Raw genomic sequence first — 23,092 nt, forward strand, 5'->3', positions numbered from 1 at the left:
TTCGACACTTGCTACCGCCGACGGCGGTTGGCCCCAGCGGAACGTGCGATGAGCCGGACGATGGTCGTCGGTGGCGACACGATGCCTTCACCGACCTTCTCGACCGACCAGGTCGCCACCCCCCACCGCGGGAGCTCGGGCGCTGCTTCACGAAGCTCTTCCTCGGCCCGCTCACCCTTCACCGCCCACAATGAACCACCGGGCCGACAAAGCCGCATCGCGACACGAGCGAGCCGGCCCAACGGCGCCACGGCTCGTGCGGTCACGACGTCATAGCGTCCCGCATGTTCCTCGGCGCGCGCGCGTACGACACAGGCATTTGCCACACCAAGTTCAGCGACGGCTTCGAGAAGGAAGTCTGCCCGACGTAACAACGGATCGAGAAGGGTGACGGAGACGTCAGGGCGAGCAAGTGCGATGACGAGCCCCGGGAGACCAGCTCCGGTGCCGACGTCGCACAGCGATGCATCCGCGGGGACGAGCGGGGCGAGTACGCCACAGTTCAACAGGTGCCGGTCCCACAGGCGCGCCACCTCCCTGGGCCCGAGCAGCCCGCGTTCGACCCCCGCGCCGGCCAGCAGTGCGGCGTAGCGCTCGACACGCTCGAGATGTTCACCGAAGACCTGTCGTGCGACCAACGGCGGGGAAGGAACGTCTACCCTCGTCCCGGTTTCACGTGAAACACCCTCAGGCTCACGCCGGCTGGATGACCACCCGTCGTTCGGGCTCTTCGCCCTCCGACTCACTCGTCAGTCCCTTCGCAGCCACCGTGTCGTGGACGATCTTTCGTTCGAACGGTGTCATGGGCTCCAGTCGCGCCGGTTCACCACTCGCGATGACCTCGGCCACGATCTTTTCCGTGAGAGCGATGAGGTCACTGCGTCGCTGTGCCCGGTATCCAGCGACGTCCAACATCAACCGGCTCCGCTCACCGGTCTCCCTGTAGACGGCCAGTCGGGTCAGCTCCTGGAGCGCCTCGAGGACCTCACCGTCCCGACCCACCAGGTGCTGCAGGTCACCTCCGACCACGGCCACCATCGCTCGACTTCCCTCGACGTCCAGGTCGATGTCCCCGTCCACGTCGGCGATGTCGAGCAGCTCCTCGAGATAGTCGGCCGCCACGTCCCCCTCACGTTCGAGGCGCGCCACGTCCTCCGGCGACGGCTCGGCGGAGCCTTGGCGGGGCGGTGCCTCCGCCTGCTCGGCGTCGACCGCCTGGCCTTCACCGCCGTCGTTGTCGTCCTCGACGAACGAGGTAGCGCGATCACCCACGACTTACTCCTTCATTCCCCGCGCCCTCGATCGGACGCCAACAGCCAGGTTCGTTCGCCCCGACGACACACAGCCGGGTCGAGAGTCTCAACGGCTCTTACGCTTGCTCCGCGGCAACCGCTGCGGCTGCACTCGCTTGACGGTGGGCGCCGGTGTCGCCGCCTCACCGTTGTCCGTGACAGTCGGCGTCGCGCCGTTCGGCGTCTCCTTCGTCCCCGGGATCAATGCGGCCAGGCCACTCCGTGCGCCCTTCCCGCCCTTCCGCTTCTGGTACGCCTCGAACGCCGGGCTCCCCGGTGCAGGGTTGCGGCGGATCACCCAGAACTGCTGGCCCATCGTCCACACGTTGGTCGTGAACCAGTAGATGAGGACGCCGATCGGGAAGTTGACACCGCCGACCGCGAAGACAACCGGCAGCACGTACAGAAGGATCTTCTGCTGCTGCGCGAACTGACCGGTCAACGCCTCGGGCGGCATGTTCTTGCGCATCAACTGCCGCTGGGTCGTGAAGGTCGTCGCCGTCATCAGCAGGATCAGCACGACCGTGACGATCTGGACGTTCAGGCTGTCGGCGCCGATGAACTTGTCCGAGATCTTGGCGCCGAACAGGGTCGCGTCGCTCAGCGAGTTGACCAGATCCTGGTTCAACCCGCGACCGCGCACGATCTTGTGCGCCGCACCGTCCAGCACCCGGAAGAGGGCGATGAAGATCGGTGACTGCAACAGGATCGGCATACACGAGGAGAACGGGTTGGTCCCGCTCTCCTTGTACAGCTTCATGAGCTCCTGGCCCATCCGCTCCCGGTCGCCGCCGTACTTCTTCTGCAGCTCCTTCACCTTCGGCTGGATCAGGGCCATGTTCCGACTCGCCCGGATCTGCCGGACGAACAACGGGATCAGGACGATCCGAATGACCACCACGAGGCCGACGATGGACAGCGCCCACGTGAAGCCCGAGTCAGGTCCGAGGATCGGGGCGAAGAGAGAGTGGAACGCCCACATGATCCACGACACGACGTCGTAGAGGGGCGACAGGATCTTGTCGTACCAGGCCACGCTTTATGCACCTCTGGTGTGGGTTGGCGCGCCCACACCGGCGCGCGTTCGGGCGGGCGGAACGGGGTCATATCCGCCAGGGGTCCATGGGTGACACCGCACCAGCCGGCGGGCGGCGAGCCAGCTGCCGCGGACGGCCCCGTGGGTCTCGACGGACTCGAGGGCGTACGCGGAACAAGACGGGTGGTAACGACACACCTGGCCATACATCGGGCTCACCACCAGGCGATAGCCCTTCAGCAGCATCACAAGGATCGTTTTCACCGCGCACTCTCCACCGCGAGGTATCGCGGCCGTGCAAGCGCCTCTTCGAGCGCCGCGTCGATCTCCTGACCCAGCCGCTCCGACGTCGCCTCCGCTGCCGACGGTAACGCGCGGACCACCAGCAAGGTTCCGGTGGGGAGGCCGGTGAGCCGCTCACGCATGAGGTGACGCAGCCGCCTGCGCACCGTGTTGCGGACGACCGCGTTGCCCACGGAGCGACTCACGACGAACCCGATCCGTGCGGGTTCGTCGCGGCGGCTGAGTACCAGATGGACGACCAGCGTCGACCGGGACGCGCGCCGGCCACGACGAACCGCCGTCGCGAAGTCCCCCGAACGACGCATCCGGTGAATGGCCGGCACCACGACATCGCACTCGACCTGGGCGAGACCGCGTGGCGCCTCAGACCGCGAGGCGCTGGCGCCCCTTGCGCCGCCGGGCGGAAAGGATCGCGCGACCCGCCCGGGTCCGCATGCGGAGGCGAAAGCCGTGCGTCTTGTGACGTCGCCGGTTGTTGGGCTGGAACGTACGCTTCACAGGAATTCTCCCGATCAGAAATCATGAGGACGCGGGCACCGACGCCTCGACGTCACCGTCCACCCGCGGCTGCGTTGTCGCGTCCTGCACCAGACGACCTCAAGTCGGCCCCCTGGACCGACTCCGCCTGAGGCGCAGTGTTGCGACTGTCCGTGAGCATACGGCGATCGCCGAGAGAACGGCATCGTGACCGACTTACGGTACGGGCCGGCCGGTCGCCCGGTCAAACTGCCCCACCTGATCAGGTGGACCGAAACAGCCCATCATTCGGACGGCGCCGTGGCGTGTCGACGCGACACGCCGACACGACGCCAGTCCGCACGGCGATTTCGGGCGTACGGCCACGCTCCCGCCTTGAACGCCACCTTGTGAGCTTGTTACCGTCCTGCCCTTCTAGTGTCATCCACAACCTCTTTGCACAGGTTGTGGAACAATCTGTGGACGTCAGCCGGCCGCCCCGCGGCGCTCACCGTGAGCCACCAACGTGGGTCATGGACGCCGTAGAAGAGCCATGTCGCAGGCGCACGGGGAGTCAGGACATCGCCTGAGCAGAACGGGAGTAGCGCAGTGGTCGCGGAGTCTGACGCGTTGACCGCCACCTGGCGACAGGTGCGGGACAGCCTCGACCAGGACCTGCAGGCCACTCACCGCGTGTGGCTGGCACAGTGCAGGCCGGTCACGTTGCACGGCAACACGGCCATCGTCGCCGTCCGCGACGACTTCACCCGCACTCAGCTCGAGACCAAGCTGCGCCCCCGGCTCGAGGACGCACTGTCCTCCGCCCTGGGCGAGTCGGTACGCCTCGCCATCACCGTCGAACCGTCCCTCTCACTCGACGACCTCGACCATGCCGACGAGACCGCCGGGGCCGAGTCGAGTGACGATACGTCGCGCCAGTCCTACTCCACGTCATCGGCCGATCCTGCACCGCTTCCCGATCATGACGAGGCGGACAGCCACCACCGGTCCGGGCTCGCGGTGGCGCCCAAGGGCACCGATGCGTTCACGCTCTCCTCGGCACCACCGGGCCAACCGGTGCGCTCCGACACCGAGCCGCCGCGGCTGAACCCGAAGTACATGTTCGACACGTTCGTCATCGGCTCGTCCAACCGCTTCGCGCACGCGGCGGCGGTAGCGGTCTCCGAGGCGCCCGGCAAGGCGTACAACCCGCTGCTCATCTACGGCGACTCAGGGCTCGGCAAGACCCACCTGCTGCACGCGATCGGTCACTACGTACGCAATCTGTACGCGAACGCGCGGATCCGGTACGTGTCGAGCGAGGAGTTCACCAACGACTTCATCAACTCGATCCGCGATGACAAGGCCGCGACGTTCCAGCGCCGCTACCGCGATGTCGACGTGCTGCTCGTCGACGACATCCAGTTCCTGGAGAACAAGGAGCGAACGCAGGAAGAGTTCTTCCATACGTTCAACGCCCTTCACAACGCCAACAAGCAGATCGTGATCTCCTCCGACCGGCCACCGAAGCGGCTGGAGACGCTGGAGGACCGGCTGCGCAACCGGTTCGAGTGGGGACTGATCACCGATATCCAGCCGCCCGACCTCGAGACGAGGATCGCGATCCTCCGGAAGAAGGCCGCGCAGGAACGCCTGACCGCCCCGCCGGAGGTGCTGGAGTTCATCGCGAGCAAGATCCAGACCAACATCCGGGAGCTCGAGGGCGCGTTGATCCGGGTCACGGCGTTCGCGAGCCTCAACCGGCAGGCTGTCGACATCGCCTTGGCCGAGATCGTGCTCAAGGACTTGATCCCGACCGGTGGCGAGCCGGAGATCACCGCCGGACAGATCATGGCCCAGACCTCGTCGTACTTCGGGCTGTCGCTCGACGACCTCTGCGGGTCGAGCCGGAGCCGCGTCCTCGTCACCGCCCGGCAGATCGCGATGTACCTCTGCCGCGAGCTGACCGACCTCTCTCTCCCCAAGATCGGCCAGCAGTTCGGCGGCCGCGACCACACGACGGTGATGCACGCGGACCGCAAGATCCGCCAGCTCATGGCCGAGCGCCGCAGCGTCTACAACCAGGTCACCGAGCTGACCAACCGGATCAAGCAACAGGCCCGGCCATGACGGCCCGCGTCCTCACGTCTACTGCCCACGATCCGTTCCCTCTCGCCGTTCCTTCCAGCCCACCACACCTCCGAACCCGGTCCACACAGGCTGGGGACAACTCTGTGGATCAAGCGCGGATCGTCGTGGGAAGGACTGTGGACGACAAGGGACGACGCTTCGCCCTCCACCGAGGATTCGGCGCACGCCCCGCTTCGCCCACAGCCGGCGTGGACAACGCCAGACCTACTGACCTGCAAAAACGCCCGTCGTCCACAACATCCACCGCACCTAAGACGATGTCGAGTCTCCTTACGTGAATGACAAAAACACCACAATCCACAACGCGCACCCGGCTCCACCAGGTCGCTTCGCCCCGGTGTACCGTCGTGCTCCCGGCACTCGTTCCATGCCGGCCGCCGTACGTCGAGGAGGCGATGAGCGGTGAAGTTCCGCGTAGACCGTGACGTCCTCGCCGATGCTGTGGCGTGGGTGGCGCGCAGCCTCCCCACCCGACCCTCCCTGCCCGTCCTCGCCGGCATGCTCGTCGACGCCCGCGACGGCGAGATCCTGCTCTCCGGCTTCGACTACGAGACCTCGGCCCGGGTATCCGTACCCGCCGACGTCGAGGTCGAGGGCGTGGTGCTCGTCTCCGGCCGACTGCTCGCCGACATCAGCCGGAGCCTGCCTGCCCAGCCCGTCGAGCTGACCGCGGAGGGCGGCAAGGTGGTCGTGACCTGCCGCAGCGCGAGGTTCACCGTCCAGACCCTCCCGGTCGAGGACTATCCCGCACTTCCGGAGATGCCGACCGCTTCGGGCACCGTCAAGGGCGACGTGTTCGCCAACGCGGTCTCCCAGGTCGCGGTCGCCGCTGGGCGCGACGACATGCTGCCTGTCCTCACCGGCGTACGCATCGAGATCGAAGGCGCGGCGGTCACCCTCGCGGCCACCGACCGCTACCGGTTGGCGGTCCGCGAGTTCAGCTGGACGCCCGAACAGCCTGACCTCTCGGCGACCGCTCTCGTCCCAGCCCGCGTGCTGGCCGACACGGCGAAGGCGTTCGCGAGCGGCTCCGACGTGACGATCGCTCTCGCGAGTCCCGGCACCGGTGCCGGCGAAGGCCTCGTCGGGTTCGCCGGGACCAGCGGTGGGTCGATGCGGCGGACGACCACCCGACTCCTGGACGGCGAGTTCCCGAAGTACCGCACCCTGTTCCCACCCGAGCAGCAGACGGTCGCCAGGGTGGAGACCGGCCCTCTCGTCGAGTCACTCAAGCGGGTCGCCCTGGTAGCCGAACGCAACACCCCCATTCGGCTCACCCTCGGCGACGGGATGGCGACCCTCGAGGCCGGCAGCAGCGACGAGGCGCAGGCGTCGGAATCGATCGAGGCCGGCATCGACGGCGAAGCGCTGACGATCGGGTTCAACCCGCAGTACCTCCTCGACGGGCTCGGTGCGATCGAGTCGCCGGTGGCGCAGTTCGCGTTCACCCAGCCGACCCGGCCCGCCGTCCTCACCGGACTCACGGCCATCGACGCCGAACCCAACCTCGACTACCGCTACCTCCTCATGCCGGTGCGTCTGCAGGGCTGATCGCGGAGCCGCACCTACGCCCGGGGAAGGACCGCTTCGTCATGGACATCGGCCTCGTCGGACTCGGCAAGATGGGCGCCAACATGCGCGAGCGGTTGCGCGCCAAGGGCCAGACCGTCGTCGGTTTCGACCCGCACACCGACACCTCGGACGCAGACAGCCTCACCGACCTCGTCCAGCGCCTTCCGTCGCCGCGGGTGGTCTGGGTGATGGTGCCCGCGGGTGCGCCGACGCGGCAGGTGATCGCCGACCTGGCCGAGCTGCTCGGCCCGGGCGACGTCGTGGTGGACGGCGGCAACTCGCGGTGGACCGACGATGACGACAGCGCCCGGCTGCTCGGTGGGCGCGGCATCGGCTTCGTCGACTGCGGGGTCTCGGGCGGAGTCTGGGGTCGTACGAACGGCTACGCCCTCATGTGCGGAGGCGACGCCGAGAACGTCGCCAAGGTCCAGCCAGCGTTCGACGCGCTCAAGCCCGACGGCGAGTTCGGTTTCGTCCATGCCGGCCGGGTCGGAGCCGGGCACTTCGCGAAAATGGTTCACAACGGGATTGAGTACGCCATCATGCAGGCCTACGCCGAAGGTTACGAGCTGCTCGAGGCCACCGAGACCGTCGACAACGTCTGCGATGTCTTCCGGTCGTGGCGCGAAGGCACCGTCATCCGGTCGTGGTTGCTCGACCTGCTCGTCGCGGCGCTGGAGAAGGACGACGGTCTGACCGCGATCAAGGGGTACGCCGAGGACTCGGGCGAAGGCCGCTGGACGGTCGAAGCCGCGATCCAGAACGCCGTCCCGATGCCCGCTATCGCGGCCGCCCTCTTCGCTCGGTTCGCGTCCCGGCAGGACGACTCGCCTGCCATGAAGGCGATCGCGGCGATGCGCAACCAGTTCGGCGGACATGCGGTCCTCCCAGACTCGAGTGCCGCGCGGCCGGATACCGAAGCTCCCTGACAGATGGCGACTTCCCTGACAGAGACCTGGCTCCCCTGTCCGTGGGCGAGATCCCGTGTCCGTGGCGGAACCTCAGGCGCCCGCGCGGCGGGTGACGGCAGGGCCGGCTAGCGTGGAGCCACCGTGTTTGTCGCCCGTCTCTCCCTCACCGACTTCCGGAACTATCCGGCGGTCGACCTGACCCTGGCACCGGGCGCGACGGTCTTCGTCGGCCTGAACGGCCACGGCAAGACCAACCTGGTCGAAGCAGTCGGCTATCTCGCCACCCTGGGCTCGCACCGGGTACCCCACGACGCGCCGATGGTGCGGTCGGGTGCCGAGCGCGCCATCGTCCGCGGTGACATCGTGCGCGACGGGCGGCACGCCCTGATCGAGATCGAGATCACGCCACGGCGGACCAACCGGGCGCGGCTCAACCGGGCGCCGGTGTCGCGGCCGCGGGACGTCCTCGGGATCCTGCGTACCGTCCTCTTCGCGCCGGAGGATCTCGCCCTGGTGAAGGGCGATCCCGACACCCGGCGGCGGTTCCTCGACGACCTGCTCGTGGCCCGTACGCCCCGGATGGCCGGCGTACGTCAGGACTACGACCGGGTCCTCAAGCAGCGCAACACCCTGCTCAAGACCGCGGCCCAGGCCTCATCGGGAGCACTCAAGACGCTCGACGCGTGGGACGCGCACCTGACCCGGCTCGGTGGCGAACTGCTCGCGGCCAGGCTGGCCGTGGTCGACCTGCTGCAGCCGTTGGTCGCCAAGGCGTACGCCCATGTGTCCCCGGCCCAGGACGAGACCCGGCTCGACTACCGCAGCAACTGCGACCTCGGCGACGCGGCCGACAAGCCGAGCGCCGACGCGCTCGCGGCGAAGCTCACCGACGCGCTCGCCGAACGCAGGGACGAGGAGCTCCGGCGCGGCGTCTCGCTGGTCGGGCCGCATCGCGACGACCTGGTGCTCAGTCTGGGCGAGTTTCCCGCCAAGGGGTACGCCAGCCACGGCGAGTGCTGGTCGATTGCACTGTCCCTGCGGCTTGCGGCGTACGACCTGCTGTGCGCCGACGGCGGCGGCGAGCCGGTGCTGGTGCTCGACGACGTGTTCGCCGAACTCGACAGCGGTCGGCGTGCCAGGCTGGCCAGCCTGGTCGCCGGGGCCGAACAGGTCCTGGTGACGGCGGCGGTGCGCGAGGATGTCCCGGAGCAGCTGGCCGGGCTGTGGTACGACGTGGCCGGTGGGGAGGTACACGGTGTCGAGTGAGCGTGGCAACCGTGACCGCCGGGGTCGTGACCGCCGGGGTCGTGACTCCGACTGCCGCGATCGTCCAACATCCCGGACCGCGGGCGGTCCCTCGGATCCTTCGACGGCCGACCCGACGAGCGACCCGACGGCCGGCGTCGCGGGCGACGCAACGGGGGGCGATCCGGCGGCACCCGCGTGGGATCCGGCCGGGGTCGAGCTCGCCCGGGCGGTGGCCGCCGCCTTCGGCGCCGCGGCGAAGCCCCGCGGTATGCGGACCTCCGGGTCCGGGGGGCGGGCCACGCGCGGTCGTGGTCGCGCACGCGGCGACCGCTCGACGCGGTCCGGAGCGGCGCCCGACGATCGCGATCCGCAACTGCTGGACAACACGATCGATCGGCTGGTCAACGATCGGGGGTGGGCCACCGACGTGGCCGTCGCCGGCGCGATCGCGCGCTGGGACCAGATCGTCGGACCGGACGTGGCGGCGCACTGCCGCGCGGAGCGGTACGCCGACACCGAGCTGACTGTCCGTGCCGATTCGACCGCGTGGGCGACCCAGGTCCGGCTTCTCGCCCCGAGTCTGGTGAAGCGACTGAACCAGGAACTCGGTGACAACACCGTCACCCGGGTGACGGTTCTCGGACCAACCGCGCCGAGCTGGCGTCGCGGTCCCCGCAGCGTGCGGGACGGCCGTGGACCGCGCGATACGTACGGTTAGCAGCTCCACACACAGCGGAAATCGCGGTGGTCGCTCGACGCGCCCGGTTTGGTGGAGGATGCCCTGCCGCGAACCTATGGGATGAGGATGTCCCTCATCGCACGCGACGAGCCCCGAAATCTGCCGGTCTGACGTATTTGTGACAACTTCCATGTACTCCCGCTCATGACCGGCAGAAGCGCCGCACGCCGCTTCGGAGATCAGGAGCATGATGGGGGATACGTGTCCCGCAACTTCTCAGGCGAGGACCCCTTCTACGGCCTGCCAGCGGGCGTCTTGAAGTCCGAGCCAGGTACACTGAACAGGAGTTCAACGGCTGCTCCGCCGTCTGGGGCGCCACGTTCCGTCAGGCGCCGGACGTCCACACGGAGCGGCCCCTTTTCGTGTCCTGTTGGCAGGAGGTCAACCCCACGTGACGACTGCTGAAGTGCCTCAGCCGCCGGTGGCCCAAGCATCAGTAACAGAGTACGACGCAAGCGCGATCACAGTTCTGGAAGGTCTGGACGCCGTACGTAAGCGTCCGGGCATGTACATCGGCTCGACCGGCGAACGCGGACTCCACCAGCTCGTCACGGAGGCGGTCGACAACGCCGTCGACGAGGCGATGGCCGGACACGCCGACCGGGTTGAGGTCACCCTGCTGGCTGATGGCGGCGTTCGCGTCGTCGACAACGGACGCGGATTCCCGACCGGGATCATCGAGAGCGAAGGACGCTCGGCGGTCGAGGTCGTGCTCACGGTGTTGCACGCGGGTGGGAAGTTCGGCGGCGGTGGCTACAAGGTGTCGGGTGGCCTGCACGGCGTTGGTATCTCTGTGGTCAATGCCCTGTCGACCAAGCTCGAGGTCGACATCAAGAACGCCGGCTACCGCTGGACGCAGTCCTACCATCTGAGCGAGCCCGACCACCCGCTGCAGCGGCACGAGGAGACGGACGAGACCGGCAGCACTGTGGCGTTCTGGCCGAGCCCCGACATCTTCGAGACGACAACCTTCTCCTACGAGACGATCTCGACCCGCCTGCGCGAGATGGCCTTTCTCAACAAGGGCCTGACGATGGTGCTGCGCGACGAGCGCACGGAGATGAGCGAGTCCGGTGAGGTGCGCGAGGTCGTCTACCGCTACGACGGTGGCCTCGTCGACTACGTCCAGCACCTCAACGCCACCAAGGATCCGGTGCACCGCAGCGTGGTGTCGTTCGAGGCCGAGGACGCCAACGTCGGGATGAGTCTCGACGTGGCGATGCAGTGGAACATGTCGTTCACCGAGTCGGTGCACACGTTCGCCAACACGATCAACACCCATGAGGGCGGAACGCACGAGGAGGGTTTCCGTTCTGCGCTCACCAGTCTGGTCAACAAGTGGGGCGAGGACTGGGGCCTGATCAAGAAGCGGGAGGACCGGCTCTCCGGCGACGATGTGCGGGAGGGCCTGACCGCGATCATCTCGGTGAAGCTCGAGGAGCCGCAGTTCGAGGGCCAGACCAAGACCAAGCTCGGCAACACCGAGGCGAAGACGTTCGTTCAGACGCTGCTCTATGACCGGCTCGGTGAGTGGTTCGAGAAGAACCCGAGCGAGGGCAAAGACATTGTGCGTAAGGGTATCGCGGCTGCGACGGCCCGGATCGCGGCGCGTAAGGCACGTGATCTGGCCCGCAACCGCAAAGGTCTGCTCGGTGGTGGTGGGCTTCCCGGCAAGTTGTCCGACTGCCAGTCGACCAACCCGGAGGAGTGTGAGATCTTCATCGTCGAGGGTGACTCGGCGGGTGGGTCGGCCAAGGGTGGTCGTGATCCGCGGATCCAGGCGATCCTGCCAATTCGCGGCAAGATCCTCAACGTCGAACGGGCGCGGATCGACCGGGTCCTGCAGAACAACGAGGTCCAGGCAATCATCGCCGCCCTCGGCACAGGGATCCACGAGGACTTCGACATCGACAAGCTGCGCTATCACAAGATCGTGCTGATGGCGGATGCGGATGTCGATGGCCAGCACATCACCACGCTGTTGTTGACGTTGCTGTTCCGGTTCATGAAGCCGTTGATCGAGGCCGGCTATGTGTATCTCGCGCAACCTCCGTTGTTCAAGATTCGTTGGACCAACGCGCCGCACGAGTTGGCCTACACCGACCGGGAACGTGACGGCCTGCTCGCTGCGGGCCAGGAGGCAGGCCGGAAGCTTCCCAAGGAGAACCCGATCCAGCGTTACAAGGGTCTGGGAGAGATGAATGCCGACGAACTGTGGGAAACCACGATGGATCCGGTCGGCCGCATTCTGGGGCAGGTCACCCTTGACGATGCCGCACAGGCAGACGAGATCTTCTCCGTACTGATGGGTGAGGACGTCGGCGAGCGACGTTCGTTCATCCAACGCAACGCCAAAGACGTCCGCTTCCTCGACATCTAGAGCAGCCTCGATATCGAGTGCAGCCGTGACACCTGGGGAAACAGCCTGCTGTTCGAGCACAGTCGTCGAGAACTGAGAGAGACCTTTCAGAGACCGAAGTCGTGCTGACCGCACGTGTGAAGGAACTGAGCCAGTGACCGAAGACACCACCGCCCTCCCGCCGCCGCCTTCGCGGATCAACCCGGTCGATCTCCAGGCCGCCATGCAGCGTAACTATCTCGACTACGCGATGAGCGTGATCGTGGGTCGTGCGCTGCCCGATGTGCGCGACGGCCTCAAGCCGGTCCACGTCCGCGTGTTGTACGCGATGTACGACGGCGGCTACCGACCCGACCGCGGTTTCTCGAAGTGTTCCCGTGTCGTCGGTGACGTCATGGGTCAGTACCATCCGCACGGCGACACCGCGATCTACGACACCCTGGTCGGGCTCGCGCAGCCGTGGACGAAGCGTTATCCGCTGGTGCAGGGGCAGGGGAATTTCGGTTCGCCTGGTAATGATCCGCCGGCGGCGATGCGGTACACCGAGTGCCGGATGGCTCCGCTCGCGCTGGAGATGGTCCGCGACATCGACGAGGACACCGTCGACTTCCGGCCCAACTACGACGGCCGCAGCCAGGAGCCGGTCGTTCTTCCGAGCCGGTTCCCCAACCTGCTGGTCAACGGCTCGGCCGGCATCGCGGTCGGCATGGCCACCAACATCCCGCCGCACAACATGCGCGAGGTCGCGGCCGGAGCCCTGTGGGCATTGGAGAATCCGGAAGCGACGCGGGAGGAGCTGCTCGAGGCGCTGATGGAGCGGGTCCACGGACCCGACTTCCCGACGGGCGCACTCGTCGTCGGGCGACGCGGCATCGAGGACACCTACCGCACCGGGCGTGGTTCGATCACGATGCGGGCCATCGTCGACATCGACGAGGACTCCAAGGGCCGCACCTGTCTCGTCATCACCGAGCTGCCCTACCAGGTCAACCCCGATAACCTCGCCCTGCGGATCGCCGAGCTCGCCGACTCGGGCAAGGTGACGGGAATCGCCGAGGTGCGCGACGACTCGTCCTCGCGGACGGGCCAGCGGCTGGTCGTCGTCCTCAAGCGCGACGCGATCGCCAAGGTCGTGCTCAACAACCTCTACAAGCACACGCAGCTGCAGGACAACTTCGGCGCCAACATGCTGGCGCTCGTCGATGGGATCCCACGCACCCTCTCGCTCGACCAGTTCATCTCGCACTGGATCGACCATCAGATCGAGGTGATCCAGCGGCGTACCCGCTTCCGGCTGCGCAAGGCCGAAGAGGACGCGCACATCTACCGCGGCCTGGTGAAGGCGCTCGACGCGCTGGACGAGGTCATCGCCCTGATCCGGCGGAGTCCGTCAGCTGAGGAGGCGCGGACCGGGCTGATCGAGTTGCTTGACATCGACGAGGTGCAGGCGCGGGCGATCCTGGACATGCAGCTGCGCAGGTTGGCGGCGCTGGAGCGGCAGCAGATTGTGGACCGGCTGCGGGAGTTCGAGGCGCTGATCGCGGACTTGCAGGACATTCTCGCCTCGCCGGCCCGGCAGCGGGCGATCGTGGCTGAGGAGCTGACCGCGATCGTGGACAAGTATGGGGATGAGCGGCGGAGCCGGCTGATCCCGGCCGATGGTGATCTGACCGAGGCGGACCTGATCCCGGATGAGGACGTGGTGGTGACGATCACCCTCGGTGGCTATGCCAAGCGGACCCGCGCCGATCTCTACCGCAGCCAGCGGCGTGGTGGCAGGGGTGTGCGGGGTGCGGCGCTGCGGGGTGATGACGTGGTGGGGCAGTTGTTCGTCACCCGTACCCATCATTGGATCTTGTTCTTCACCAACCGTGGCCGGGTGTATCGGGCAAAGGCGTACGAACTGCCCGAAGCGGCACGGGATGCCAAAGGTGGGCATGTCGCCGGGCTGTTGTCGTTCCAGCCTGATGAGGAGATCGCGAAGGTCGTCGCGCTCGGGGACTATCAGCAGGCGCCGTATCTCGTCCTGGCGACGAAGAAGGGTCTGGTCAAGAAGACCCCGCTGCAGGAGTACGACTCCAACCGCGCGGCTGGGATCATCGCGCTGAACTTCCGCGAGGACGACGACGAGTTGATCGGTGCCGAACTGGTCGGCCCCGACGATGAGTTGCTTTTGGTGTCCCGCAAAGCCCAGGCGGTGCGGTTCCGGGCCGACGACGGCCAGCTGCGTCCGATGGGCCGGGCCACGTCCGGTGTGACTGGCATGCGGTTCCGCGACGACGACGAGCTTTTGGCCATGGCGGTGATCCGCGCCGGGCAGGAGGAAGGGCAGTACGTGTTCACCGTCACCGATGGCGGGTATGCCAAACGTACGGCCGTCTCCGAATACCGACGCCAGGGCCGGGGCGGTCTCGGTATCAAGGCCATGCGGATCTCCGATACGCGTGGATCCTTGGTCGGAGCGATCGTGGTAAGCAACGGAGATCAGGTGTTGTGCGTCAAGACAAGTGGACAGGTGACCCGGAGTCCCGCTGCCGACGTGCCCGTCAAGGGACGTGACACGATGGGCGTCATCTTTGCCGGCGTGCGGGAGGGTGACGCGGTCGTTGCCATCGCACGAAACACCGAGGACGATGCTGGGGACGACGGGAAACTTGAGACGGACGGGGACCTGCCCGCAGATGATGGGCTTACGGATGGTCCGGATGAACAGCCCCGGGTCGACAGCCAGGAGGACAGCACGTGACAGGGAAGCGCGGGCCTGACGAATCCGCAACCCAGGTCATCTCCACGTCGGGTTCCGGATCGGGCTCCGCGCCTGGCGGTGGTAGCCAGCAGTCAGGACAGACTCGCCCAGGTTCGGGGGCCGCGGGTTCGACGGGTTCGGGTTCGGGGAAGTCGCCGGGCCCGATCGGCTCGGCCACGTCCGGAAGTTCCGGGACAAGTGGTTCGCACCCTCCGACCGGTTCACCCGGGTCAGCGGGTTCACCCGGGTCCGCTGGGCTGGGTGCGCCGGCAGGTACGGAACGATTCGAGCGTGCGGAGCACCAGCCGCGGAGCACGGCGTCGCGGCCGGACGTCCGGCGGCCGGAACCGCAGCGACCGGATCCCACGAACGCCGGCGCCGGTGCGTCCCGTGAGGCGGGCCAGCACGACACCATCGCCCTCGACAACAACAGCCTTCGCCGCTGGCAGCAACGCCCCGCCCCGCCTCGTCCCGAGCCGCCGGATCGTGCCCGGGTCCGCCGCGCCCGGCTGCGCGCCGTACGTGTCGACCCGTGGTCGGTGATGAAGACCGCCTTCCTGCTGTCGATCGCGTTCGCCATCGTGACCGTCGTCGCGGTAACGGTGGTGTGGTACGTCCTGGATGCGGCCGGGGTCTATGACTCGATCAGCCGGACCATCACCGATGTGCTCGGCAGCGCGTCTGACACCCGCTTCAACCTCGAGGACTACATCGGACTGCAGCGGGTCCTCGGGTTCACCGCCCTGATCTGCGTGGTCGACGTCGTACTCATTACGGCGATCTCCACACTCTGCGCGTTCCTCTACAACCTCTCAGGCAGCCTGCTCGGCGGCCTGGAAGTCACCCTGGCCGAAGAGGACTGACCGCTCTGCGCGCATCGTTTCTGACCTGGTCCCGCCAACCCTCCGCCACGGTCCCGCCCCCTGGCTGTTGTGATCCCGCCCTGGTCGGGCCCGGTTTTGGGTGGACGCTAGGGTTGAGGTAGCGTTCCTTGGCGCGCTGGGGCCTATAGCTCAGTTGGTTAGAGTGCTTCCCTGATAAGGAAGAGGTCACTGGTTCAAGTCCAGTTAGGCCCACCCACAAAGGCCCAGGTCAGAGCCGGTCCGGCACTCGGATTGGACCGGCTCCAACCTTCTCCAAACGGCCAGGGGGTCAGACAGGGGGTCTAACAGGGCTCCGTGAAGAGTCGATCAATAGCCTCCGCACCCTCAATGAGCATCGGGCGAAGTTCCAACCGGTACACCTTCTGTGTCGCCGTCGTGGTGGCGTGACCAACAAGCCTGGCGATCTCTTCGACCGTCACGCCCGCGTGGTTCGACAGCAGGGAGACAAAGCTGTGGCGTAGCTCCTGTGGTGTCCACCGCGCACCGTCCATTCCGGCCATGTCCAGGAGCCGTCGGAACGCTCGCCGAACGTTCCCGGACTGCCCCTCCCAGCCGACGTACTCACGCGCGAGAGCGGTCAGACCCTGCCGCCCGGTCGGGGACCTCCGGTCGGTCAACCGGCCGGCCTTGGCGCCCTCCAGGCCACCAGTTGGCGCGTCCCATCAGCTGCATCGCGGCGGGCACGATGATCGAGCGGACTACGGTGGCGTCGATCACCACCGCTAGCGTCAGCCCGATCCCGATGGTCATGACGAACAGCGATGTGGCGGTGAAGCCCATCGCGGCGAGGACGATGACCATCAGCAGCCCGGCCCGGGTGATGACGGAACCGGTGCTCTGAAGGCCCACCCGGATGGAGCGCTGGTTGTCACCGGTGGCCCGGTACTCCTCGTAGACGCGGCTCACCAGGAACATCTCGTAGTCGGTGACAAGACCGAAGGCGATGGTGATGATGACCGCCAGGCCCCACACGTCGGTTGTGCCCACCAGATAGAAGTCCAGGAGGCCCTGGAAGCCGCCCTCCTGGAATCCCCAGACGATGAGGCCGAGTGAGGACCCCAGCGAGAGGAAGGCGACGACAACGGCCTTGATCGGCACGAGCACCGACCGGAAGCAGATGATGAGCACGATCAGGGTCGACAGGCCGAGGAAGGTGAGTGCCCACGGCAGTGCGTCGGTCGTCGCCTCGTTGTTGTCGAGGCTGACCGCCGGGGTGCCCTCACCGCCGACGAGCACCTCGTTTGCGCCGGCCGGGGCGTCGAGTGCTCTGACCTCGCGCACCATCTCTTCGTTATGGTCGACGTCGACCTCGCCCCGGTAGCCGACGCTCACCCAGGTCACCTCGTCGTCGGCGCGGTGGACGACGGGATCGTACGCCCCGTCTACGCCGTCCACGGCTCGCATGTAGTCCGCCAGGGACTGCTCCTCTACCGGGCCGGTGATGGCGATGGCGAACTGGACTTCGCCCGCATGGTCGTCCGGGAATTCCTCGTTCAGGATCACGGGAACCACCTGGGCCTCGTTGTCCTCGGGCAGGTAACGGTGGTTGGTCAGGCCCGGCTCCAGCGACAACAGCGGGGCCGTGGCGGCGGCGAGCGCCAGCAGGCCACCGGCCAGCCACGGCATGGGCCGCTGGGTGACCGAGCGGGCCAGGCCGGCCCACGCCTGGTCCTCCCGGGTGACGGCGCCTCGCCGGCGACGCAGCCAGCGAGGGCTGAGCGCGTTGATCCGGGGGCCGAGCGCCGCCAGCGCGGCGGGCATCACCACGAGCGCGGCGAGGATGTTGAAGAGGACCACCGTGATGCCGGCCCAGCCGAACGAGTGGGAGATCGGCTGCGGAAAGAACAGCAGTCCGCAGAGTCCGATGACGACGACCATGCCGGAGAAGGCGATCGTGCGTCCGGATGTGCTCATCGTCGCCACCAGTGCCGCGCTCACGTCGCCGTCGTGGCGATCCAGTTCGTTGCGGAACCGGGTGACCATAAAGAGTCCGTAGTCGATGGCGAGGCCGAGGCCAAGCAGCATGGTGATCTCCATGGCGAAGATCGAGATGTCAGTGACGTATGCCAGGCAGCGCAGCAGCATCATCGAGCCGATGATCGCCAGAATCCCCAGGGCGACAGGGATGGAGGCGGCCACCAGGCCCCGGAAGGTGATCAGGAGCAGGATCAGCAGGATCGGCAGCGAGATCATCTGCGCGGTGGCCAGGCCTTCTGCGGCCTGCGCCTGGAGGTGGTGCACAGTGGTGGACCCGCCCGAGAAATAGGTCTCTAGCCGACCGTCGTCGGCGCGGGCCAGGCCCTCGATCTCGCCAAATGACTCAAGGCGTTCGGTAGTGTCCTCACCTTGCAGAGTGAGCCTGATGAGCGTGGAAGACCGGTCCTCGGAGACGTAGCCGGCGCGCTCCTCGTCGGTGAGCTCCGGGCTCCAATAGCTGGTCCAGGAGAGGACCTCGGACTCCGGCAGCCGCTCGAGCGCCGCAGTCACCGCTTGTTCGAAGGCCGGGTCGTCGACCCTCAGCTCGCCGGTGGGGTCGGTGTAGACCGCCACCGAGTCCAGGTCACCGGCCTGGTGCCCGAAGTGGTCGTCCAGGAGGTCGACGGCCCGTTTGGACTCCGCGTCCGGCGGCTCCAACCCATCAGTGACCATCGCGCCGAAAACTCCGGTGCCCCAGGCGCCACCGAGCACCACGAACAGGGCTGTCGCGATGAGGATCAAGCGCCTACGCACGTAGGCGAAGCGGCCTAGCCACGAGAACATAGAGATACCACCTGATGAGTAGCCACGTGAACGAAGTAGATGTGAGAGCAGCTGTCGATCCCGGCCGGCCAGGAGCATCCGGGTACCAGGCGTCCCCGACTCATGCCGCCTGCATGCCGCCATCAACCGAGAGGACCGTCCCGGTTACGTAGGAGGCGCGGTCGCTGAGGAGCCAGGCGGCGGCCTGGGCGATCTCGTCGGGCTCGGCCGCGCGACGCAATGGGGTCCGCGCGTTGAGCTGGTCGACGATGCCAGGTGACAGCTCGTTCCAGCCGCGCACCATGTCGGTCAGCGTGGTGCCGGGGGCGATGGCGTTGACGCGAATGCCTTCCGGGCCATAGGTGATCGCCGCCGACTCGGTGAGACTGTTGACCGCCCGCTTCATCGCGCCGTAGGAGGGCAGCGGGGCGTTGCCCCTCAGGCTGCCGACGGATGAGTTGTTGACGATGGCACCCGTGCCGGCGGTAGCCCGGATGGCGGCGACCTCGGCGACCATGGCCGCCCAGGTGCCCTTGAGGTTCACGGCGTAGATGTGGTCGAAGTCGGTCTCGGTCGCCTGGTCCATCGGGCCGGGCGACACAGCGGTCGCGCCGTTGTTGAAGGCGACGTCGAGCCGTCCGTACAGATCTACGGCGCGGTCGACGGCGGCACGGACACTGGCCCCGTCGGCCAGGTCGCACACCGTGTAGTCCGCGGCGCCGCCGGCCGCCCGGACCTCCTCGGTCACCGCCTTCAGCTGTGCCTCCGTTCGGGCCGCGAGCAGGACCCGGGCGCCCTCCCGAGCGAACAGCCGCGCCGCGGCGGCGCCGATACCGCGACCGGCACCGGTGATGAAGGCGACCTTGCCGGCCAGCAGCCCATGAGCCGCGGGGGTGGAGGTGTCGGTGGTCTGTGTGTTGTCCATGGCAGCGAGCCTGCGTCCGGCCGCACAGCCGATCCAGGCACCAGCGGTACCTGGATCGGCTCCGCGCTACCAGCGCACACTAGGGACGTGGACAGACGAGAGCTGGCCGGCTTCCTGCGCAGCAGGCGTGAGCGCATCACCCCTGCCGACGTGGGGCTGCCCGCCGGGCCGCGCCGCCGCACTCCGGGGCTGCGCCGCGAGGAGGTGGCGCAGCTGGCGTTCATCTCGACCGAGTACTACACACGGCTGGAGCAGGCCCGTGGCCCGCGCCCGTCGCGCGAGGTACTCGCTGGTCTGGCCCGGGCCCTGCGCCTGTCGGACGCCGAGCGCGGCCACCTGCACCACCTCGCCGGCGCCCCGCCCGGCCCGCCGGCCGGGCCCTCACGCGAGGTGCGGCAGAGCATCCTCGACCTCCTGCGGCGGCTGCCGAACGCCGCGGCGATCGTGCTGTCCGCGACGTATGAGGTGATCGCCTGGAACGACCTGGCGACCGCCCTCCTGGCAGACTTCTCCGCTCTGCCGCGGCACGAGCGAAACCTCGTGCGCCAGGCCTTCCTCGCGGCGCAGTCGCGGGAACGGCTGCTGTACAGCCTGTCCGACGCGGAGGCGTTCGCCCGCGCCGCCGCCCGGGACCTGCGTGCCACCGCCGCCCGCTACCCCGACGATCCCGAGATAGCCACCCTGGTAGGTGACCTCATCTCCGGCAGCGCGGAGTTCGCCCGGCTGTGGGCCGCCCACGACGTACGCACCGAGCTCACCCTGCGCAAGACAGTCAACCACCGGCTGATCGGCCCCATCACCCTCAACTGCGACGTCCTCGACATCACCGACCGAGACCAACGAGTCGTGATCTACACGGCCGAGCCCGACTCTCCAGCAGAGGAGGCACTACGGCTACTCTCCGTGATCGGCACACAGCGCATGGACGTGCCCGGCTGAGTCTTTGGGAGATCATCTTCCACGCACGAGTGGATGGTCTTGGCTGACTGCTCACGCTCGGCGGCTTGGACCTCGCGGACCGAAGGCCAGGAATGCAGGCCACGAGCTGCGCCCGTTCTGGCCCGCGAGCACACCTAGAGAGGCCGACCAGTGCTCCTCCAGCGCGTCTAGCGTCTGACGCGCTCCACGTCCGGTGTCACGTGATCGCAGACACGGCCCATACCTCGCATCCGATGGCCCAACCTCGCCCGCCGGGCCACTTCGGGGACCCGATCTGCCGCGAGCCAGGTCGAATGGGTGTGACGACCTTCGTGGAACGTAAACGCAGGAAGGATCGCCGAGGTCGCACCAGCGTCGCCTGACTCAGCCCTCCATTGACGAGTCGCGACCTCATCACTTGGTTCCGGGCCGCGGTTTGAATCGGCGAACCTCCTGGGGCCAGCCGCACGCTTCCGCGACCTTGCCGGCCCACATCCTGGCGGCATCCTCGTCGGCAACGTCCACCACGGTGAGCCCGCCCAGGAACTCCTTGGACTCGACGAATGGCCCGTCGGTGAACATCAACGTGCCGCTGGTCGCGTCAGCGCTGAAGGCCTCCTCGATTTCCTCCTCCAGCCCTCCGGCGAACACGTACACGCCAGCCGCCTTCATCTCGTTCACGACCGCCATGGCGAGCGGCCCGCGCCCGCGGAACCACTCCTCGGTGTGGTCGCCCACCCACTGCTGGTTGAAGTAGATGAGGTACTCGGTCATGTCTGCTCCTTGTCCCGGCGGCCTCCTCCGGCAGCCTCTCACCTGTTCTACGAACGCCTCGCTTCGGATCCGACAGCCTGCCGGCAAAATCTTCACGGCTACGAGTAGTCCAACCGGTCTCATCTGCCAATGAGCGCGCAGTCGACGCCTAAGGGCATGATCGTGCATTCCGTCCCGACGTCACCACGATGGCGGGATGGGCTAGAGGCATCGTCCGAACAGTCAAGGAGTCGGGCCTGTGGTGGAGCCTCGGGAGGCAATGTCCCGCTGGCTCCCTTGCCATACGCGCCGTAGGCAAGCATGTCGTCCAGATGGGGTTTGACCAGAGTCAACAGTCGGTCAACAACCAGCGGATCAAGACTGTCGTCGAGATTCGGCCCGCGGAGTAGGGCCGGCCCATGGGTGCACCACGACGAAGCACACGGAGCGTGTATATGCCCAGGTCAGAGCCGGTACCGTGCCTCCTGGTGCCGACTCTGACCCTTGTGAGGCGATCACAGCGCTGCCGGGCTCGGAGATCCTTCCGTGCAGCCGGGGATGTTCATCGGCCTCACGATCGTCTGCTCCTCAGCAGTGCCCACAGTTGGGTCGTGCGGTGACGACGGCCCCATGCGACGATCGCGACCAGAATGCCTACCGTCGCTGGGATGACCGCCAGGGCAAGGTCTCCGTACACGGCGACGGTCATGATCACCGCGCCGATCATCAGCCCGGTGAATGCCAACGCGGCGAGGCCCGAGAGGATCGGGATCATCAAGGCGACCGCTCCGGCGAGTTCCAGCACGCCGATCAGGACCCGGAACCAGTCGCCCCAGCCGATCGCGTCGAATCCGGCCACGGTCTGTGCCTCGCCGCCGACTTTGTTGACGCCGCTGAACAGGTACGTGAGGGCCAGGAGTGCCTGCAGCACCCACATTCCGATGTTGGCCCAGCGCGGCGGCGTGGTGGTTCTGATGGCCTGGGTTCCTGCCACTGCTTCGTTCGTTGTCATCGACCGCTCTCCCCATACGTGACGCGTGAGTAAATTGTGTCCAGTGGACACTGTGTATGCTAGACACGGTTCTCGAACACTGGCAAGGCCCGACATGGACGGGAGTACGAATGGCGGACCAGAACGGCAGCCGTACCCTCCAGCTGCTCTGGGGGCTACGGAAGCCTCCGACCCGCGGACCCAGGCCGGCGTTGAGCGTGAGCCAGATCGGCCAGACAGCGGTGACCATCGCCGACGCGGAGGGCCTTGGCGCGGTCTCCATGCAGCGGGTCGCCGGTGAACTCGATTTCACCAAGATGTCGCTCTACCGGTACGTCGCCGGCAAGGCGGAGCTGATCGCGGTGATGATCGAAGAAGCGGTAGGCGACCCGCCCGATCTGGGTGCCGTAGCCGGCGACTGGCGGGAGAAGCTGACGACGTGGGCCCAACTGCTCTGGGAGACCTGGGACCGGCATCAATGGCTGCCCGCCGCCACCGAAGGCACCCGGCTGATGGGCCCCAAGGAAGCAGGGTGGGTCGAGGCGGCGCTTCGCTCCCTGCACCGTACCGGCCTCACGGACGCCGAACAGCTCGCGGTGGTCCGGCTGATCAGCGGCCATATCCGCAACACCCAGTCGACCCGCCGCGCCGGCACCGGCCTCGACCCGGCGCAGTTCGGATCCGAATTTTCATCCGTCCTTGCCGACCACGGTGACGAATACCCGGCGCTCCTGGCGGCCAGCAAGTCTCCCGTCACGCTGGACATCCGATCGTTCGGCTTGGCCCGGATCATCCACGGTGTCAGCCAGTTGATCGAGGAACGGACTCCGAAGGACGTTCCGGGAGGCGCAGGCGGCTCAGGTGACGGGGGTTGAGCTGGCAACGGCGGATAGCGACCCGCAGCCTCTGCGTAGCCACAAGTCACGGTAGGCTCGCAGCGACCCTGACAAGGAAGCGGTCGCTGGTTGTGGTCCAGGAAAGGCCGGTCATCTGGAGCGGGATCGGCGGGTGGGAACGCCTGGCCGTCGGCCACACCACCCGGGATGTCCGGCTGTTGGTCCGCGTCGGC

Annotated in this window: 21 protein-coding genes and 1 tRNA gene; 11 read left to right on the forward strand and 11 right to left on the reverse strand. The window is 67.3% G+C overall.

Going from position 1 to position 23,092, the window contains the following annotated elements; all coding sequences use genetic code 11:
• Positions 1-11: 11 nt before the first annotated feature.
• From rsmG to rpmH, 6 genes are all read right to left on the reverse strand, one after another.
• Positions 12-638, reverse strand: a complete 627-nt coding sequence (rsmG, locus tag ABN034_RS23740) for a 16S rRNA (guanine(527)-N(7))-methyltransferase RsmG (RefSeq protein WP_349693215.1) — start codon at positions 636-638, stop codon at positions 12-14.
• A 55-nt stretch (positions 639-693) separates the two neighbouring features.
• Complete coding sequence (locus ABN034_RS23745; RefSeq protein ID WP_349330471.1) at positions 694-1,149, reverse strand: Jag family protein; 456 nt, start codon at positions 1,147-1,149, stop codon at positions 694-696.
• A 210-nt stretch (positions 1,150-1,359) separates the two neighbouring features.
• Complete coding sequence (gene yidC, locus ABN034_RS23750) at positions 1,360-2,328, reverse strand: membrane protein insertase YidC (RefSeq protein ID WP_349693216.1); 969 nt, start codon at positions 2,326-2,328, stop codon at positions 1,360-1,362.
• Positions 2,329-2,331: 3 nt separating this feature from the next.
• Complete coding sequence (gene yidD, locus ABN034_RS23755; protein WP_349693217.1) at positions 2,332-2,592, reverse strand: membrane protein insertion efficiency factor YidD; 261 nt, start codon at positions 2,590-2,592, stop codon at positions 2,332-2,334.
• Positions 2,589-2,957 carry a ribonuclease P protein component gene (gene rnpA / locus ABN034_RS23760; RefSeq protein ID WP_349693218.1) on the reverse strand — a complete coding sequence of 123 codons (369 nt, stop codon included), beginning with the start codon at positions 2,955-2,957 and terminating at the stop codon, positions 2,589-2,591. Before rnpA ends, yidD begins: the two co-directional genes overlap by 4 nt.
• Before the next feature lie 37 nt (positions 2,958-2,994).
• Positions 2,995-3,129: a 50S ribosomal protein L34 gene (rpmH, locus tag ABN034_RS23765; protein WP_092883951.1), complete on the reverse strand. Its 135-nt coding sequence runs from the start codon at positions 3,127-3,129 to the stop codon at positions 2,995-2,997.
• A 567-nt stretch (positions 3,130-3,696) separates the two neighbouring features.
• On the opposite strand from rpmH, the gene dnaA reads away from it, so the two are divergent.
• The 9 genes from dnaA to ABN034_RS23810 all read left to right on the forward strand — a co-directional run bounded on the left by dnaA (position 3,697) and on the right by ABN034_RS23810 (position 15,889).
• On the forward strand, positions 3,697-5,217 hold the full coding sequence (dnaA, locus tag ABN034_RS23770) for a chromosomal replication initiator protein DnaA (RefSeq protein WP_502879079.1): 1,521 nt from the start codon (positions 3,697-3,699) through the stop codon (positions 5,215-5,217).
• A gap of 423 nt (positions 5,218-5,640) precedes the next feature.
• A complete protein-coding gene (gene dnaN / locus ABN034_RS23775) occupies positions 5,641-6,789 on the forward strand; it encodes a DNA polymerase III subunit beta (protein WP_349330342.1) in 1,149 nt (382 codons plus the stop codon).
• The gene (gene gnd, locus ABN034_RS23780; RefSeq protein ID WP_349693268.1) at positions 6,789-7,739 is read left to right on the forward strand and encodes a phosphogluconate dehydrogenase (NAD(+)-dependent, decarboxylating); all 951 of its coding nucleotides are present in this window, start codon (positions 6,789-6,791) and stop codon (positions 7,737-7,739) included. The genes dnaN and gnd overlap by 1 nt, the downstream gene beginning before the upstream one ends.
• Before the next feature lie 123 nt (positions 7,740-7,862).
• Positions 7,863-8,987 (forward strand): DNA replication/repair protein RecF, encoded by a 1,125-nt coding sequence (recF, locus tag ABN034_RS23785; protein ID WP_349693219.1) that lies wholly within the window; start codon positions 7,863-7,865, stop codon positions 8,985-8,987.
• Positions 8,977-9,687: a DciA family protein gene (locus ABN034_RS23790; RefSeq protein WP_349693220.1), complete on the forward strand. Its 711-nt coding sequence runs from the start codon at positions 8,977-8,979 to the stop codon at positions 9,685-9,687. The genes recF and ABN034_RS23790 overlap by 11 nt, the downstream gene beginning before the upstream one ends.
• Positions 9,688-10,075: 388 nt before the next feature.
• Positions 10,076-12,088: a DNA topoisomerase (ATP-hydrolyzing) subunit B gene (gyrB, locus tag ABN034_RS23795; RefSeq protein ID WP_502879083.1), complete on the forward strand. Its 2,013-nt coding sequence runs from the start codon at positions 10,076-10,078 to the stop codon at positions 12,086-12,088.
• A 202-nt stretch (positions 12,089-12,290) separates the two neighbouring features.
• Entirely contained in the window at positions 12,291-14,813 is a 2,523-nt protein-coding gene (gene gyrA, locus ABN034_RS23800) for a DNA gyrase subunit A (RefSeq protein WP_502879084.1), read from the forward strand.
• The gene (locus ABN034_RS23805; RefSeq protein WP_349693222.1) at positions 14,810-15,676 is read left to right on the forward strand and encodes a DUF3566 domain-containing protein; all 867 of its coding nucleotides are present in this window, start codon (positions 14,810-14,812) and stop codon (positions 15,674-15,676) included. Before gyrA ends, ABN034_RS23805 begins: the two co-directional genes overlap by 4 nt.
• A 139-nt stretch (positions 15,677-15,815) precedes the next feature.
• Positions 15,816-15,889: transfer RNA gene (locus ABN034_RS23810), tRNA-Ile, on the forward strand.
• A gap of 89 nt (positions 15,890-15,978) precedes the next feature.
• Here the strand turns inward: ABN034_RS23810 and ABN034_RS34525 are convergent.
• The 3 genes from ABN034_RS34525 to ABN034_RS23820 form a co-directional block, all read right to left on the reverse strand.
• Positions 15,979-16,314: a tyrosine-type recombinase/integrase gene (locus ABN034_RS34525; RefSeq protein WP_502879080.1), complete on the reverse strand. Its 336-nt coding sequence runs from the start codon at positions 16,312-16,314 to the stop codon at positions 15,979-15,981.
• Entirely contained in the window at positions 16,259-18,457 is a 2,199-nt protein-coding gene (locus ABN034_RS23815) for an MMPL family transporter (protein WP_349693223.1), read from the reverse strand. Before ABN034_RS23815 ends, ABN034_RS34525 begins: the two co-directional genes overlap by 56 nt.
• A 100-nt stretch (positions 18,458-18,557) precedes the next feature.
• The gene (locus ABN034_RS23820) at positions 18,558-19,361 is read right to left on the reverse strand and encodes an SDR family NAD(P)-dependent oxidoreductase (RefSeq protein WP_349693224.1); all 804 of its coding nucleotides are present in this window, start codon (positions 19,359-19,361) and stop codon (positions 18,558-18,560) included.
• 87 nt (positions 19,362-19,448) lie between these two features.
• Between ABN034_RS23820 and ABN034_RS23825 the strand changes: the two genes are divergently transcribed.
• Positions 19,449-20,300: a helix-turn-helix transcriptional regulator gene (locus tag ABN034_RS23825; RefSeq protein ID WP_349693225.1), complete on the forward strand. Its 852-nt coding sequence runs from the start codon at positions 19,449-19,451 to the stop codon at positions 20,298-20,300.
• 393 nt (positions 20,301-20,693) lie between these two features.
• Here ABN034_RS23825 and ABN034_RS23830 read toward each other — a convergent pair whose 3' ends face one another.
• Together ABN034_RS23830 and ABN034_RS23835 are read right to left on the reverse strand one after the other, a co-directional pair.
• Positions 20,694-21,053, reverse strand: a complete 360-nt coding sequence (locus ABN034_RS23830) for a YciI family protein (protein ID WP_349693226.1) — start codon at positions 21,051-21,053, stop codon at positions 20,694-20,696.
• A gap of 550 nt (positions 21,054-21,603) precedes the next feature.
• Positions 21,604-22,044 carry a DoxX family protein gene (locus ABN034_RS23835; protein WP_349693227.1) on the reverse strand — a complete coding sequence of 147 codons (441 nt, stop codon included), beginning with the start codon at positions 22,042-22,044 and terminating at the stop codon, positions 21,604-21,606.
• A 110-nt stretch (positions 22,045-22,154) separates the two neighbouring features.
• Here ABN034_RS23835 and ABN034_RS23840 point away from each other — a divergent pair, with 110 nt between their 5' ends.
• Complete coding sequence (locus tag ABN034_RS23840; protein ID WP_349693228.1) at positions 22,155-22,898, forward strand: TetR/AcrR family transcriptional regulator; 744 nt, start codon at positions 22,155-22,157, stop codon at positions 22,896-22,898.
• Positions 22,899-23,092: the final 194 nt, after the last annotated feature.

The sequence above is a fragment of the Actinopolymorpha sp. B11F2 genome (genome assembly GCF_040195635.1).
In the GTDB taxonomy this organism is placed as follows: domain Bacteria; phylum Actinomycetota; class Actinomycetes; order Propionibacteriales; family Actinopolymorphaceae; genus Thermasporomyces.